17 protein-coding genes and 1 pseudogene are annotated in these 14917 nt (G+C 41.0%); 12 read left to right on the top strand and 6 right to left on the bottom strand.

The features are described from left to right. Positions 1-5: 5 nt before the first annotated feature. From LG003_RS16825 to cobS, 3 genes are read left to right on the top strand one after another with little or no spacing between them, the layout of a single operon-like run. Positions 6-1544 carry a cobyric acid synthase gene (locus LG003_RS16825; protein WP_262981221.1) on the top strand — a complete coding sequence of 513 codons (1539 nt, stop codon included), beginning with the start codon at positions 6-8 and terminating at the stop codon, positions 1542-1544. After that, complete coding sequence (cobU, locus tag LG003_RS16820) at positions 1541-2086, top strand: bifunctional adenosylcobinamide kinase/adenosylcobinamide-phosphate guanylyltransferase (RefSeq protein WP_112878634.1); 546 nt, start codon at positions 1541-1543, stop codon at positions 2084-2086. Before LG003_RS16825 ends, cobU begins: the two co-directional genes overlap by 4 nt. Further along, positions 2083-2829, top strand: a complete 747-nt coding sequence (gene cobS, locus LG003_RS16815) for an adenosylcobinamide-GDP ribazoletransferase (protein ID WP_112878635.1) — start codon at positions 2083-2085, stop codon at positions 2827-2829. Before cobU ends, cobS begins: the two co-directional genes overlap by 4 nt. 46 nt (positions 2830-2875) lie before the next feature. Here cobS and LG003_RS16810 read toward each other — a convergent pair whose 3' ends face one another. Continuing rightward, positions 2876-3181 carry a HigA family addiction module antitoxin gene (locus LG003_RS16810; protein WP_015833758.1) on the bottom strand — a complete coding sequence of 102 codons (306 nt, stop codon included), beginning with the start codon at positions 3179-3181 and terminating at the stop codon, positions 2876-2878. A 323-nt stretch (positions 3182-3504) separates the two neighbouring features. Between LG003_RS16810 and LG003_RS16805 the strand changes: the two genes are divergently transcribed. From LG003_RS16805 to LG003_RS16765, 8 genes and pseudogenes are all read left to right on the top strand, one after another. Then, positions 3505-3684, top strand: coding sequence for a helix-turn-helix domain-containing protein (locus tag LG003_RS16805; RefSeq protein WP_112878636.1), 180 nt, complete (start codon positions 3505-3507; stop codon positions 3682-3684). Between the two features lie 43 nt (positions 3685-3727). After that, entirely contained in the window at positions 3728-4078 is a 351-nt protein-coding gene (locus tag LG003_RS16800; RefSeq protein WP_217469717.1) for a hypothetical protein, read from the top strand. Then, positions 4068-4361, top strand: a complete 294-nt coding sequence (locus LG003_RS16795; RefSeq protein ID WP_240003008.1) for a hemolysin XhlA — start codon at positions 4068-4070, stop codon at positions 4359-4361. The genes LG003_RS16800 and LG003_RS16795 overlap by 11 nt, the downstream gene beginning before the upstream one ends. Before the next feature lie 323 nt (positions 4362-4684). After that, positions 4685-5302: an adenosylcobalamin/alpha-ribazole phosphatase gene (locus tag LG003_RS16785; RefSeq protein ID WP_112878638.1), complete on the top strand. Its 618-nt coding sequence runs from the start codon at positions 4685-4687 to the stop codon at positions 5300-5302. 4 nt (positions 5303-5306) lie between these two features. Then, on the top strand, positions 5307-6356 hold the full coding sequence (gene cobT, locus LG003_RS16780) for a nicotinate-nucleotide--dimethylbenzimidazole phosphoribosyltransferase (protein WP_262981211.1): 1050 nt from the start codon (positions 5307-5309) through the stop codon (positions 6354-6356). Positions 6357-6611: 255 nt separating this feature from the next. Then, complete coding sequence (locus LG003_RS16775; protein ID WP_112878640.1) at positions 6612-6926, top strand: hypothetical protein; 315 nt, start codon at positions 6612-6614, stop codon at positions 6924-6926. Between the two features lie 553 nt (positions 6927-7479). Further along, positions 7480-7941 carry an Hcp family type VI secretion system effector gene (locus tag LG003_RS16770; RefSeq protein ID WP_112878641.1) on the top strand — a complete coding sequence of 154 codons (462 nt, stop codon included), beginning with the start codon at positions 7480-7482 and terminating at the stop codon, positions 7939-7941. A 7-nt stretch (positions 7942-7948) separates the two neighbouring features. Further along, positions 7949-8712 (top strand): annotated as a pseudogene (locus LG003_RS16765) (DUF4225 domain-containing protein). Here the strand turns inward: LG003_RS16765 and LG003_RS16760 are convergent. From LG003_RS16760 to LG003_RS16750, 3 genes are all read right to left on the bottom strand, one after another. After that, entirely contained in the window at positions 8700-9104 is a 405-nt protein-coding gene (locus LG003_RS16760; RefSeq protein WP_112878643.1) for a hypothetical protein, read from the bottom strand. The pseudogene LG003_RS16765 and the gene LG003_RS16760 sit on opposite strands and share 13 nt — an antisense overlap. Positions 9105-9120: 16 nt before the next feature. Then, positions 9121-9570 carry a hypothetical protein gene (locus tag LG003_RS16755; RefSeq protein ID WP_112878645.1) on the bottom strand — a complete coding sequence of 150 codons (450 nt, stop codon included), beginning with the start codon at positions 9568-9570 and terminating at the stop codon, positions 9121-9123. 1092 nt (positions 9571-10662) lie between these two features. Further along, a complete protein-coding gene (locus LG003_RS16750) occupies positions 10663-11043 on the bottom strand; it encodes a helix-turn-helix domain-containing protein (RefSeq protein ID WP_262981210.1) in 381 nt (126 codons plus the stop codon). A 764-nt stretch (positions 11044-11807) separates the two neighbouring features. On the opposite strand from LG003_RS16750, the gene LG003_RS16745 reads away from it, so the two are divergent. Beyond that, the gene (locus tag LG003_RS16745; RefSeq protein ID WP_262981209.1) at positions 11808-12458 is read left to right on the top strand and encodes a hypothetical protein; all 651 of its coding nucleotides are present in this window, start codon (positions 11808-11810) and stop codon (positions 12456-12458) included. A gap of 217 nt (positions 12459-12675) precedes the next feature. Here LG003_RS16745 and eutC read toward each other — a convergent pair whose 3' ends face one another. Both eutC and LG003_RS16735 read right to left on the bottom strand, forming a co-directional pair. After that, entirely contained in the window at positions 12676-13530 is an 855-nt protein-coding gene (gene eutC / locus LG003_RS16740) for an ethanolamine ammonia-lyase subunit EutC (RefSeq protein ID WP_112878648.1), read from the bottom strand. 22 nt (positions 13531-13552) lie between these two features. Continuing rightward, the gene (locus LG003_RS16735) at positions 13553-14914 is read right to left on the bottom strand and encodes an ethanolamine ammonia-lyase subunit EutB (RefSeq protein WP_112878649.1); all 1362 of its coding nucleotides are present in this window, start codon (positions 14912-14914) and stop codon (positions 13553-13555) included. Positions 14915-14917: the final 3 nt, after the last annotated feature.

Genomic DNA, 14917 nt, shown 5'->3' with positions numbered 1-14917 from the left:
GCATGATGGGCTTGTCTTTAATGTTGCAGGGTACAGCATCCGATGTTGGGAAAAGTGTACTGGTTGCAGGATTGTGCCGTATCTTTGTTCAGGATGGTTATCGCTGTGCGCCGTTTAAATCACAGAATATGGCGTTGAATTCTGGTATCACTAGTAACGGTGAAGAGATGGGCAGGGCGCAGATTTTTCAGGCAGAGGCGGCGGGTATCGAGCCTGATGTGCGGATGAACCCGGTATTGCTTAAACCCACCAGTGAGCGTAAGGCGCAAGTTGTGTTGATGGGAAAAGTAGCCTGTAGCATGAATGCGGTGGAATATCACCAATACAAGCCCAGTTTACAGCAGCAAATTTGTGAGGTTTTTCACAGTCTGGCGAGTGAATATGACGTCATTGTGCTGGAAGGGGCTGGCAGTCCGGCGGAGATTAACCTGCGAGATCGAGATATTGTTAACATGGGAATGGCGGAGATGGTGGATGCCCCTGTGTTGTTGGTCGCGGATATCGATCGCGGCGGCGTATTTGCGGCCATCTATGGCACATTGGCACTGTTGCGCCCGGAGGAGAAAGCGCGGGTAAAAGGGGTGATCATCAATAAATTCCGAGGTGATGTCAGCCTGCTCCAGCCGGGTATTGAACAGATTGAAGCTTTAACTGGCGTGCCTGTATTGGGTGTCATGCCTTGGTTGAATATTGATCTGGAAGATGAAGACGGCGTAGCGCTACAAACGGGCAAATATGATGGCGCAACAGAAAAAGCGCTGGATATTGCGGTGATTCGTTTGCCTCATATTGCTAATTTTACTGACTTTAACGCGCTGGTGGTGCAACCGGATGTTCGCTTGCGTTATGTGACTCAACCATCCGCGTTGCAGCCGTCGGATCTGATTATCTTGCCCGGTAGCAAAAACACATTGGGAGATTTGCAATGGCTGAGACAGAACGGGTTAGCGGATGCCTTGTTGACGGCACATCAGGCTGGTGTTCCTGTTATCGGTATCTGCGGTGGTTATCAAATGCTGGGGAAACGGATCATTGATGGGGTGGAATCGGGCATTGAACAGATGGATGGCCTTGGACTGCTGGATATGGAAACCCGCTTTGCCGATGAAAAAGTGACAACCAGAGTAAATGGTAAGTGCTTGTCGGCATTGCCGGGCCTGCTATCAGACTGCATTGAGCAGCCTATTCGGGGTTATGAAATTCATATGGGCAATTCGTTATTAGGGGCGGATGCAATACCGTTTGCCTGTATTACTGAGTGTAACGGCCGGTTGGGTAGCTGGTGCGATGGTGCGATTAATCGAGAGGGTAGCGTGATGGGCAGTTATATTCATGGCTTATTTGATAGCGCTAATTTTACCCGCGCTCTACTTAATGCTCTGCGTCAGCGCAAAGGATTGGCGGCTTATCAAGGGGAAACACTGGATTATACCCACTACAAACAGACGCAGTTTGACCTGCTGGCGAAAGCCATGCGTGAACATCTGGATATAGAACGGATTTATCAGTGCATGAAAACCCATCGACAAGGTTCGGCTCCGTGATCTTAATCACTGGGGGGGCTAGAAGTGGTAAAAGTGCGCTGGCAGAGAGGCTGGTGGCACAAGCGAGTGAACAGGTATTGTATATTGCGACTGCTGTAGTGACAGACAGTGAAATGGCTGAACGTATACAACTGCACCGCGAAAATCGGCCGGCTCATTGGCGTACATGGGAAGGCTATCGCGATCTCGGTGCAGTTATCACGACGCAAACCCGGCCGGGAGAAGCGGTTATCTTGGAATGTATCACCACCTTAATTACCAACCTATTATTTGAGCAAGCTGGAGAGACGCCACCTGAACACATGGACTTTGCTGTATTGGAGGTGGGAATTCAGCAGCAAATTAGCGATCTGTTAGCGGCTTGTACTTGCATGACTTCCCCGATATATCTGGTCACTAACGAATTAGGCATGGGCATTGTGCCGGAGAACCGTCTGGCCCGCCATTTCCGCGATATTGCCGGAAGGGTTAACCAGCGGCTGGCGGCGGCTGCCAGTGAAGTATTTTTGATGGTATCGGGAATTGAGGTAAAAATTAAATGAATCTGCGCTTGTTTCTTGCCACCTTACAATTTATGACTCGCATCCCGGTACCATCGCGCTGGACACGGGGATTAGAAATCGATCAGTACGTGCGTGGCATAGCGAGTTTCCCATTGGTTGGATTGATTGTCGGTATGCTTTCGGCGGTGGTTTTTACCTTGCTGGCGCCTTGGTGTGGCGCGCCCTTGGCGGCGCTGGGTTACGTATTAGCGCTGGCGCTATTAACCGGGGCTCTTCATCTTGATGGTTTAGCGGATACCTGTGATGGCGTGTTTTCTGCCCGTAAGCGGGAAAGAATGTTAGAGATTATGCGTGATAGCCGTTTGGGAACAAATGGTGGGTTGGCATTGATCTTGCTTATTTTGGCGAAAGTGCTGGTGGTAAGCGAATTATCTTTGCGTGGTGCTCCTATGTTAATGGCTTTGACTGCCGCATCTATTGCGGGTAGGAGTGCGATTATCTTGTTAATGTACCGCCAGCGTTGTGCTCGTGAAGGAATTGGGTTGGGGAATCTCTATATCGGTCGGGTTAATGGTTATCAGACACTGTTGACATTGTTAGGTGGGGCAATGTTGATTGCTCTACTGATGCGCTGGTTTGGTGTGTTGGCATTGGCGATTACGTTGTTGGTTATCGGGTTGCTGGCGGTGTATCTGCATCGACGATTAGGCGGTCAGACCGGTGATACCCTTGGAGCGTCAGTGGAAGTTGGGGAGTTGGTGTTTTTACTGGCGTTACTGTGAGTAACTTCCTAACAGAATGTCCAACTCCCTATTCTTACGCCAATCATTAGCTGGCTGAGAGAATAACAGTAATAGGTGCGTAATGCTTACGGGCGGAAATCTGGCGACTTTCCCAGCGATCATGAGCTGCTTGGAGGTTAATCCAAAAATCCTCGTCCGTTTCAAATAAACCGGCTAATTGTGTGGCCTCTTCGACGGACAGGCGCCGGGAATTATTCACAATCTGACCGATAACTTTACGAGAAACACCCATCGCATTCGCCAACTGCTGTTGAGTTATTTTCAAGGGTTTCAAAAACTCTTCAGTCAACATCTCGCCTACAGTAGTAGGTTCTGCTGTTCTGGTATCCATAAAGTTTCCTGTGAAATCCAAGAGGAATAATAAAACCGTATTTACTTCACGTTTTCTGCCTTTCTTCTTTTTTGTCAGTATCAATCTTTGCTCATTGGCTTGTTGTTGGAGGTTCTGACCGTTTGATCTGTAACCTCCGCATATGCTGAAAGCGTTAGCTTTGAGTGGTATGGCAGGCAGAAAACAACAAGGCAATCGGGCATTTTTATAACAATAGGTTTAGGTCTTTTAGCTGGCATAGTTTATTCTTCCCAAGTCCTTATCCGAATTTCGTCGTACTTTAAGGTCTCCAGGTGGAGGCTTCAACATGAGGATGATCTCCTATGGGAGTCTTGTCAAACAGTTATGCGGAAAAACTTAAACTCATTAGAAAAGCAGAGGGGCTAACGCAAGTCGCATTTGCAAAAGAATTAGGATTGGGTTTGCGTACTGTAAAAAATTATGAAACGGGGCATAAAGATATACATACGTTGGGGGTGTGGTGGGTTCCCCTTTGTTTATAAGTTAAGAAACTCATTAAACGAAAACATTTATGATAGTGATTAAATGAAAGACAAAAACAAACTTATTAAGAAGTTGGAAACAATAAATGCTGATACTTTCTTCAAGTTCTTGGACGCGAAGAAAGTAACTCGAATATGCCCGATGTGCCACAGTGTTGGTGAGCAAGTTATTGCTGAGACAAGCAAAGCTGTGGTTGCTGACTTGCTTCATGGGCAATCGGTTAGCAAAACATTTGTTACTTTTTTCAGACACGCACCAGAACAACCTACCGACAGTGATGCTAATTATTATTATAAACTCAGTTGTGATAATTGTGGCTATATTACCACTCATGAGGTCAGATCTGTGCTTCATTGGTTGAGTCAGCAAGAGAAAGGATCACATGATGAGTAATATATCTTATATGAATAGTACTAAACGTAAAGGGGGTGATGATATGGATACTACCCGTAATGATGGCGGTGATGGTGGCAGTTTAGAGCCAAGAGTGGCGCGTCTTGAATCAGATGTCATGCAAATAAAGATAGAGTTAACCAAGCTAACAACTCGATCTGAAGAGTTTGCGACAAAAGGCGATCTACATAAAGAAATCAGTGCACAGACGAAGTGGTTAGCTGCAACCATAATTGGTACCGCTGGGTTGGCATTAGCTGTGGCTCGTTATTTGTTTGGGTGAAATTTTTGGTAGGTATTTTGTGAGTGTATCCAAACTGGGTAGTGGGCAGTACCTTGCTGATGTTCGCCCGCAAGGGCAAGCATATTCGTAAGCGCTTCGGCACAAAGTCCGAAGTGCAACATATGAACGTTGGGTAATCGCTACCCAAAACGGTATTAAATCAATGATTCCCAATCTAGCAAAAAGGCTGGCGGGACATGTACTACGATACACATTCGCAAGTCATTTTATGATGAATGGGGGTAACATGCTAAAAAACGAGTCTGAATCTACGTGTTTCTGAATTAACCGCTCTTAAACACATCTGAGGTTGAGTAACGACGATGCGACTATTTTTGGTTCGGCACGGTCAAACAGAAGCGAATCTGAGCGGTGTTTTCTGTGGTATGACGGATGTGGAGTTGACTGAAACGGGAATCAATCAGGCTCGGCAAGTTGCTCACTATCTATCGGCAGTGACATTTTCACAAGCGATAAGCAGCACGTTACGGCGGGCGCGCCATACTGCGGAGATTATTCTGGCCGATCATTCGCTATCAGCTAGCATTGATGCTCAACTCAATGAGATGCATTTCGGCGCATGGGAAATGCGCCATCACCGTGATTTACAACATGAAGACGCTCAAGCTTGGGCTGCCTGGTTAGCAGATTGGCAACAGGCATCCCCGACCGGGGGTGAAACTTTTCCGACATTTGCGGCCCGGATAGAACATGTGGTTCAGCAACTGCTGATACAAGAAAGTCAGGATAATCTGTTATTAGTCGCGCATCAGGGGGTATTGGGCTTGTTACTGGCGCGTCTGCTAGCTATGCCGCCTGCGGCTATGTGGCATTTTCATTTTGAACAGGGAGCATACAGTGTCGTGGAAATCCAACATGGATTTACGACATTGCGCACATTTAATAGCCGGACTGACTGGCTGCCTGAGATACGGAAATAACACCATGCAAACATTGTCATCGATCATCAATACTATTGTGCCATTGGATAACGTTGCGATGGCGCGTACTGCTACCCGATTGGATGGGCTGGTTAAACCGACAGGTAGTTTCGGACGTCTGGAACATCTGGCGATTCAGCTTGCCGGAATGTGGGGACTATCGGGCCATCATATTGATCGTAAACAGATTATTGTGATGGTTGCTGATCATGGGGTTTATGACGAAGGCGTGACCATATCGCCTAAGTCAGCGACGGCTATTCATGCGCAGAATATGATGAAAGGGTGCACCGGTGTTTGCGTGCTGGCGGCAAATACGGGTGCTGATGTGAAAGTTGTGGACGTAGGCATTGATAGTGATCCGTTGCCGGGATTAGTGAACATGAAGATGGGGCGTGGCAGTGGCAACATTGCTCAAGGGCCGGCGATGAGCCGTCAGCAAGCAGAAGATCTATTGCTGGCAAGCGCACACCTGACGCTGGAACAGGCTGCAAATGGCGTGAAACTGTTTGGTGTGGGCGAATTGGGCATGGCGAATACCACACCGGCGGCTGCTGTGATCTGCGTCCTTACGGACAACCATCCACAACAGATCGTAGGCATTGGAGCTAACTTCCCCAGAGAACGCCTGCATCACAAAGTGGCGGTTGTGCAACAAGCGATTGAAATCAATCGACCTGATGCCAGAGATAGCATTGATGTATTGGCGAAAGTCGGTGGTTATGATTTGGTGGGGATGACGGGAGTCATGTTAGGTGCGGCCTCTGCCGGGCTGCCGGTGATTCTGGATGGATTCCCTTCTTACGCGGCGGCGTTGGCTGCTTGTCGAATTGCACCTGATGTACGTCATTATCTAATCCCTTCGCACTTATCGGCAGAGAAAGGCTCCATTATTGCGTTGCAGCATTTGCAATTGGAACCTTATTTACATTTGGACATGCGTTTGGGGGAAGGCAGCGGTGCTGCGTTGGCTATGCATCTGGTGGATGCGGCTTGTGCTATGTATAACAATATGGGGCTACTTGCTGAAAGTAATATTGTGTTACCGTTTTAATTGTCAGGACAATTTAATAACCAGCATTAATAAGAAAATAAAAGAGTTTGTTGCTGGCAGGTTTGAAATGCTGTCAATTCCACTGTTTCATTGAATGATGACTTATATACGATGAATTCGTATATCGTATTCCTTTTACTTCACTGATAAATTTCAGTGTTTAACTGTTCATGGAAAATGTTAAGTTAAATTTCACAAGTAAAATCACTTGTTATATATGCCGCCAAATAACAGTAATAATAAGGAAGAGATAAAATGTCATCAAAACTTATATATATAAATCCTAATCAATCCTTTGAGATTTTTAAGCATGGAAATATAATATTTCCCAATCACTACCCTGAAGCAATTATAAAAAACAACAGCTCGGCACCTATTAGGGCGATAAATTACTGGGCTCCTCCAATTGGAGATTATAATCAATATGGCTATATTGATGTCTACCCCGGTGAGACGAAAACATTTCTCGCACCTGTTAACGCTGTTTATTTCTATAAAATTATAGTCACCAATCTCAGCACTATTTACAACGCAGAAATTGAAGTTACATCGCAGTTTTGGAATTGGTAATTGAACTTTTATGGTCATATTTTAAGAATTTAATTATCTAGCAAACCGATAAGGAGGCAGGTTTTAACCTGCCATCCTTTATTTTAGTTGATACTAAATTTCACTCTTTTGGGTTTGGCTATTCTATTAAGCAATAATTTTAAGCGTTTCTGGTAAATATATCTCGTAATATTTAATTGTTAATGGTTTTCGTTATACTTAGTCGTTTTGGGTTTCAAGGTTGATTTAAGTGGAATATTTATAGCAATTAAATTCTATTTCTAACATCAAAGGATTAATGAAACTTTTCTTGTCATGAGGTTTATCACACTCTTTGGAAATGAAACCAACACCTATATTACATTTCTTATCAATATACTATATATTCATAATATTCATATTTTTGAATGTTAACTAATTGATGATTTTTTATGGCAAATATAATCTATTTGGAAATTAAGGGTGATATACCCTATGGATTTCAAGATGCATCGCGACGGCAAGGGAGTGAATCCCCGGGAGCATAGATAACTATGTGACTGGGGTGAGCGAGTGCCGCCAACAAAGAGGCAACTTGAAAGATGACGGATATAAACAAGGTTTGATATCACAAGGATGTTCAACGGTTGATTCTATTGGTAACACATGTCAGCTTGGTCATGAAGACCATATATTTGTTTATGAATTGACTTCCAATATAACCAGAGGTCAACATGTTAACCATCAACCGGTTGAGATAAGAAAGCCAATAGATAAGTCTTCTCCTCTTTTGGGATTAGCCATAACCAATAAAGAATCGCTGCAATGTATTTTTTATTTTTACAGAACATCAACTAAAGGTGGTTTAGAACTCTATTATAAGATAAAACTCACCGGCGCATATATATGTGGATTGAATGGCTTTTATCCAAATTCATCTACACATAATGAATGCCAGCCACAGGAAAGTTTATCTTTGATGTATAAATCAATAACGTGGGAACATGTGATGTCTGGCACCAGTGCATATAGCATATGGGAAGACAACGTTTATTGAGGTTTTTATGAAAGGGATATCTCATCTTTCTTACGATTTAAATAATTACGCTTCGTCATTGAAGCGTAAAGCACACTTGGCTGCCAGCTTTTTTATAGAAGATAGCCAGTTGAGAATGTCATATTTAAAAGAAATTGATGACTTTGTTAATATAAAAACACGTGAGTTCAAAAATACCTTTGATGTAAGTGAAAAAAAGAGATTGGTTTATGAAGTAAAAGATGAATATGAAATAACGGAAAAAGAATATCAGGCTTTAAGGCGTAAGGATTATACCAAATATATTGTAACCGATATATTTGAAGATCACGGTGTGGTTAAATACGCAAAAATAGGCGGTGGGGTTGTTGCTGGTATTGTTCAGTCAGCTGCTGGTATTGCAATTTTTAATTCAAGTAAATTGCTAAAATCTAAAAAGGTTAAGTCTATGGGGGTTGTTTTGTTGGCACATGGGATTCATAATGCTTATGAATCTATTACTCCGATTCTTTATGAGAATCAAGATATAGGCATATCTCTCATGCTTTAGGTTATGGTGATGATGTAGCTGATGTTGCTTATAGTTCGGTTGATTTAGTGGCAAGTTTATATGGAACGTATGGAATGCTCAAGCTTAAACCGGGAACGGGGAAATTGTTCAGATATATTAATTCGGATTTTACTAGAAAATGGCGGTTAACACCAAATCCTATTTTAACCATTCAAATATCTGGTAGTATATATAAAGTCAAACTTTTAGTAGAGGACATATATAAGCTTTATGATGATTGAAATCTGTTTTTTATTTTAAAACGAATATAGAGTGTTGTTAACTTTAATCCTGTGATAGGATTACAGCTAACGGAAAGGCTATAATAGATTGAGAATGAGGTAAAAAAGAGTAAGTAAATAAATGACATTAATGAAATACTATATTCCTTTTCACTGAAAAGCATACCTGATATTATAAATAAACAAACTGAAGTTAAAAGTATTAATGGTGTGGCGACTTCTTCAGCTATAAATAACAGATAATGACAAAAACAATCTGTTTTGCTTTGGTATTTATGATAAATATCAGGATCATCTTTGTGTAGAATAATAAAGCTTCTCTTTATCTTAAGTAATTCTTTTAAGGTGAATCCGCTATTTAATATTAATTTTCTCAAATCGGTTAGGTTCATTTATTTAGGCTCAATTTTATTTGGTTTTATAATTGGTTATTTTTATCAATGTTTTATTGATGAATTTAAGAGTTGGGCTTGTTTTTATTTTAAAACGAATATAGAAAATTAACAATTTTGAACCTGTGATTAAATTACAGCTAACTGAGAGGCTGTAATAAATAAAAGCAGAAATGGCAAAAAATAAATAAATAGATGACATTAATGGAATTCCATATGCCATATCACTGAAAAACATAACTGATATTATAAATAAACAAACTGAAGTAGAAAATGTTAATGGTAAAGAGACTTCATCAGCTATAAATAACAGATAATGACAAAAACAATCTGTTCTGCTTTGGTATTTATGATAAATACCAGGGGCATCTTTGTGTAGAATAATAAAGCTTCTCTTTATCTTAAGCAATTCTTTTAAGGTGAATCCACTATTTAATATTAATTTTCTTAAGTCAATTAAATCCATTTTTTTAAACTCGTTTTTTAATTATATAAATTTTTTACCGTAACATGCTTATTTCTTATAGCTGTTTGAGTTGTTCTTTTATTTTGAGGCGAATATAGAAAATGACTAATTTTACACATGTGCAAAAATTATAACGATAGCGGTGATAAAAAGATTTATAGCATATGCATATAATGGTTGAAATGATATAAAGAATCGATACTAATGATAAATAGGATACTGTATTTTCGTTGTGAAGGAAAATTTCCATTATTATGATGCCTATATACATGAGAGAAAAAAATAACACTGGATCGCCGGCATCTTCAGCAAGCACTATTATGACATTATAAATATTATCGCTTTTTGTATAATACTTTATTACATATCTTCTTTCGTCATCGTCAAGATTTTTAAAAGTCCTTTGCAACATAAGAAGCTCTTTAAATGTGAATCCACTACTGAGGGTTAATTTTCTTAATTTTTCCAAATCCATCTATTCAATCTCATAATATTTTGTTGATATAATGACTTATCATAACATAATTATGATTTTATTATACCTAATAAATGCTGATTTTAACCCTGTATTTTGCGGATTAGTTGGATTTCTGTATTAACACTTTTGTGAAAAATATTGGTTATAATATAAAAGTGAATAAGTTTTTAATAAAAACACGTAAAATATTGTATTTTTTATGGATTAAAGATTTTTATTTTATTACTTGCTATACATTAAATTGTATAAAATTATTTACAGGAATAATATTTCTAATATTACTTAATGATTATTCTATTATATTTTTTTGATTTTTTTAACTTTAGCATGGTTGGAAAGTTATTTAAGTGGTGGTTAAATTATTCGATATTTCCTATAAATTTAATTCTTGTTTTACTGATTAATAATGTTTTTTTTACTAAATTATCTGGTAATAATGAAACTAAGATTACATTTTCTATTTTACAGTGAACTTATGAATGCCGTTTATATTGCTATTACTGAATGGATTTTGAGTAAATATAATTGGTAGAATAAGCAAGATTTCCGAGGCGCCAAATCTGATGCCTCTGTAAATTATACCAATCGTATCTGTAATTTTTTACCAACTTTAATCAGTCGAGCACTAGTTGATTTACCCGGCAATCATATAAAGCCGCTAATTTTTCAATCGTTGCTTTGCGTGGGCGATCTGATTTCTCAAACTGAGAAACAGCAGCTTGTTTTATACCCAGTTTTTCCGCTACCTCAGCTTGTGATAGTCCACGATAAATGCGCCAAGCGGCTTGTAGTGAAACTTCATCGTCTACCATGATAGAAACGACTTCATGAGGAATAGTTTCATCGTCATTTGGCCCCGCTGTATAGGGAATAATTTGATAATCTTTATCATGATCCGCATCCGCGGCTGCCAACAGTCTTTCGTACTCGTCCATTGGCAAAATAACGGCTTGTTTTTTGCCATGTTCGTCTGTAATAAATTGAATACTAGCCATATTCTTTTGCTCCGTATATTTACGTAGTCACGTAGCCCTTAGGGGTAAATGGTTAGATGGAAAAACTCACCTACTTGTTAATAGGTTTTTGTCTGGCGTCGCCTAATTTCCTGAATTTCTAGGATTTTAGGTTCTCCATCCAGTAATTCAAACAAAACCCGATAATCGCCAACTCTGAGTCTATATACCCGTTATCTTTCAAGTTGCCTCTTTGTTGGCGGCACTCACTCACCCCGGTCACATAGTTACCTATGCTCCCGGGGATTCGCTCCCTTGCCGTCGCGATGCATCTTGAAATCCATAGGGTATATAGCATATTCATATTATTGTTGAAATGATATAGAAGAACGATACTAATGATAGAAAGGATTGCAAAATCCATTTATTTAATCTCATAATGTTTTCGTTGATATAATGACTTAGTGTAACATAACTATTTTTTTATTATACCTAATAAATGTATTCTTTAGATCTGTTTTTCAAAAGTTTGTTGTACTTAGTAATATGGTGATGTCCTTGTAAGAGAAATTAGAGGATAAAGTGTTATCAGAATAGATAACGTGGAAAAAATATCTTATTTCAGTTGTTACGTATTACACGGTTGAATGACAAATTATATACAATGAATTCGTTGACTGTATTTTTTCACTGTGCTGACAAATTTCAACATTTAACTATTTGTGGAAGGTGTTAAGTTAAATTTTACAGGTAAAACTACCGGTTATATATGTTACTAAATAACAGAAATAATGAGGAAAAGAATAATGTCATTGAAAAAAACTATATCTATAGCTCCTCTTGGAACCGTTGAGATTTATAGTAATAGCAATATTGTAATGCCAAGTGCTGTCCCAACGGCAATTATAAAAAACAAGAGTATGGTACCAATTAGGGCTATCAATTACTGGGCTGGTTTGATTGGAGATTATCAGCAGTATAGTCATATTGATGTTTATCCTAGCGAACTTAAAATATTCGTAGGACCAAGTAGCCTTCTTTACCGCTATAAAATTGTAGTCTCCAATCTTAGCAATACCGAAAATGCAGAAATTGAATTTGTAATGGACCCTTTGTGGAAAAAAGATGGAATGCCATCAAAAATGGTATATATGACCTCTAACGAGCCATTTGAAATTTATAGTAAGGGTAATGCAATATTCCCCACTGATTTCACTGACGCAATTATAAAAAACAATAGCTTGGCAAATATTAGGGCTGTAAATTTTTGGGCTGGTCCACTTGGGAATTATAATATGTATAGCTATGTTGATATTTACCCCGGTAAGACTGAAATACTTGCATCACCTCCTAATATTCTTAATTACTATAAAATTGTATTCACCAACATGAGTATCCTTGTTCAAAATGTAGAACTTGAAGTTATATCGCATTTATGGTTCGGCTATAATGAATAAATCAGGGGGCAGGTTCTGGCCTGCCATCCTATTTTTTATCTTTATATTGATGATTTTCTTAACGAGGTAAAAGGGGTATATACCCTATGGATTTCAAGATGCATCGCGACGGCAAGGGAATGAATCCCCGGGAGCATAGGTAACTATGTGACCGGGGTGAGCGAGTGCAGCCAACAAAGAGGTAACTTGAAAGATGACGGATATAGCTACCATTCCATCAACGACTAAGAGCAATGCCGGAAGCTTGCTGTTCCAGCATGTTTTTAGCTAAATCGACAATAATTGCCGCGGCTTCGATTGGTGGTGTGCCGCCATGATGAATATTAGAGATACAAGTGCGGTCAGCTTCAACCGTTTTTTCTACAGTCGGTTGGTAAACGGCATAGCAGGAGAGACTTTCCGATTGCCCTAATCCGGGGCGTTCTCCAATCAGTAAAACAACCACTTTAGCTTTTAGTAACTCGCCAATTTGATCTTCGATTTTGACGCGACCATAGCGCACAAAAAACGGTGTGCCGATGCACATTCCTGTTTGTTCCAACCCTTTTAACAGTGGTGGCACAAGATCTTCGTAGTTGGTGATAATGGCATCAGTAGACAGGCCATCGGAGATAACAACTTGTACATCAGGCGCTGTTTTACACTGTGTCAGTAAAGTTTCTACCGCATTCGCACTGAGTTTTCGCCCTAAATCCGGGCGAGTCAGATAGAGATTTTTGTCGCTGACTTGAGATTGCACTTCTAGCAATCCTTGTTTCTCTATCCATTCAACCGGGACTTCTTTTAACACCGTATCTTTAGAACGGGAGTGATCAGCCTGAAAACGCAGCAATGCCTGAGTACGTGGGCGTGGGCCGCTGCGGCCGGTACCGACTCTTGCTACAGTGCTGCGGCGTAATTCCTGTAATACTTCTATCCGGTTCGGGTTTTGGACACCGATCCATTGTTTGGCTTCTAAGGAGCCTAAATCCGGCGTACAGCTTTCAGTTTCGTTAGTGATTTCAGGGGATGCATGGGGTTTCAGGTTAGATACCCGCTCGCTTACATTCTCTTCAATTGTTTTTTGGTTCATGATGATTTATCTCAGCAAAGAATCAGAAAAAGAACGATGCATCGCCCGCACGTGATGTTAAGCGGCCATTTGCCATCAGCCCCATCTGTTCCAGCCAGCGTTCAAACTCCGGTGACGGGCGCAGATTGAGCAGATGGCGGATAGTGGCGGTATCGTGGAAAGCGGATGTCTGGTAATTGAGCATAATGTCATCACCGAGCGGCATTCCCATGATGAAATTACATCCTGCGGTTGCCAGCAGGATCATCAGGTTTTCATTCTGGTTTTGATCGGAATCTGCGTGGTTGGTATAGCAGCAGTCACATCCCATTGAAACGCCGCTGAGTTTTCCCATAAAGTGATCTTCTAATCCGGCACGGATAATCTGGCGGTCATTGTAGAGGTATTCTGGCCCGATGAAACCGACAACAGTATTCACCAGAAATGGGTCATAGTGGCGCGCCAAACCGTAGTTTCGTGCCTCCATTGTCACTTGATCAGCGCCAAAGTGAGCACCGGCGGAGAGGGCGGAGCCTTGTCCGGTCTCAAGATAGAGACAGTTATCGCCAGCAAGACGGCAATATTCCGCGCCAACGGCACGGGCTTCATCTAACATAGCCAATTCTACGCCAAACTCTTTTAGCCCTTTTTCACTGCCGCAAATACTTTGGAAAATCAAACCACCCGGTGCACCACGCTTAATGGCTTCTATCTGGGTCGTGACATGGGCTAAGACACAGCCCTGTGTTGGAATGGAGAATTTGTCGATTACCTCATAGATGGTATCTAGTACGCGGGTGAGGTTTTCTACATCGTCGGTTACCGGGTTGACGCCGATGACTGCATCACCAACACCAAATGATAGCCCTTCGTAAATCTGGGCCAGAATGCTTTGTACATCGTCGCGGGTATCGTTAGGTTGCAGCCGGGCGCTGAACGTTCCCGGCGTCCCAATGGTGGTGTTGGCTTTTTTGATCACGGGCATTTTTTTCGCGCCATAGATCAGGTCCGCATTGGAGCTGATTTTTGCCACGGCGGCAACGACTTCGGAGCTGATTCCTTTACGTAAAAAGGCGATATCATCCACGCTGGTATCATCGCTTAGTATGTATTCACGCAGTTCACCAATGCTCCAGTTTTTTATGCGGGCGTAGGCAATTTCATTAATGTCATCTTGAATAATGCGAGTCACGCAATCCTCTTCATAAGGAATGATCGGATTCATGCGAATATCCGCAATCGTCATTTCCGAGAGGATATGTTTAGCCGCTACGCGTTGTTGGGAACTTTCGGCAGCCACCCCGGCTAGCACATCCCCGGAACGCAATTCGTTAGCCATTGCCAGCACCTGTTTGACATCTTTAAACTGATAGGTCTTACCAAAAAGCTGAGTTTTCAATTTCATGTT

Origin of the sequence: Photorhabdus kleinii, from assembly GCF_025384885.1 — a bacterium.
Taxonomy (GTDB): Bacteria; Pseudomonadota; Gammaproteobacteria; order Enterobacterales; family Enterobacteriaceae; genus Photorhabdus; species Photorhabdus kayaii.
The sequence above is the reverse complement of the archived record's forward strand: the minus strand, read 5'-3'. Positions and strand labels throughout refer to the sequence as shown.

Bases quoted from the DNA above. Each gene is read 5' to 3' on its own strand.
- cobT (WP_262981211.1), top strand. From the start codon at position 5,307: ATGCAAACATTGTCATCGATCATCAATACTATTGTGCCATTGGATAAC.
- LG003_RS16800 (WP_217469717.1), top strand. From the start codon at position 3,728: ATGAAAGACAAAAACAAACTTATTAAGAAGTTGGAAACAATAAATGCT.
- LG003_RS16775 (WP_112878640.1), top strand. From the start codon at position 6,612: ATGTCATCAAAACTTATATATATAAATCCTAATCAATCCTTTGAGATT.
- LG003_RS16750 (WP_262981210.1), bottom strand. From the start codon at position 11,043: ATGGCTAGTATTCAATTTATTACAGACGAACATGGCAAAAAACAAGCC.
- cobS (WP_112878635.1), top strand. From the start codon at position 2,083: ATGAATCTGCGCTTGTTTCTTGCCACCTTACAATTTATGACTCGCATC.
- eutC (WP_112878648.1), bottom strand. From the start codon at position 13,530: ATGAACCAAAAAACAATTGAAGAGAATGTAAGCGAGCGGGTATCTAAC.
- LG003_RS16795 (WP_240003008.1), top strand. From the start codon at position 4,068: ATGATGAGTAATATATCTTATATGAATAGTACTAAACGTAAAGGGGGT.
- LG003_RS16760 (WP_112878643.1), bottom strand. From the start codon at position 9,104: ATGAACCTAACCGATTTGAGAAAATTAATATTAAATAGCGGATTCACC.
- LG003_RS16735 (WP_112878649.1), bottom strand. From the start codon at position 14,914: ATGAAATTGAAAACTCAGCTTTTTGGTAAGACCTATCAGTTTAAAGAT.
- LG003_RS16810 (WP_015833758.1), bottom strand. From the start codon at position 3,181: ATGGATACCAGAACAGCAGAACCTACTACTGTAGGCGAGATGTTGACT.
- LG003_RS16745 (WP_262981209.1), top strand. From the start codon at position 11,808: ATGTCATTGAAAAAAACTATATCTATAGCTCCTCTTGGAACCGTTGAG.
- LG003_RS16805 (WP_112878636.1), top strand. From the start codon at position 3,505: ATGGGAGTCTTGTCAAACAGTTATGCGGAAAAACTTAAACTCATTAGA.
- LG003_RS16785 (WP_112878638.1), top strand. From the start codon at position 4,685: ATGCGACTATTTTTGGTTCGGCACGGTCAAACAGAAGCGAATCTGAGC.
- LG003_RS16755 (WP_112878645.1), bottom strand. From the start codon at position 9,570: ATGGATTTAATTGACTTAAGAAAATTAATATTAAATAGTGGATTCACC.
- LG003_RS16825 (WP_262981221.1), top strand. From the start codon at position 6: ATGGGCTTGTCTTTAATGTTGCAGGGTACAGCATCCGATGTTGGGAAA.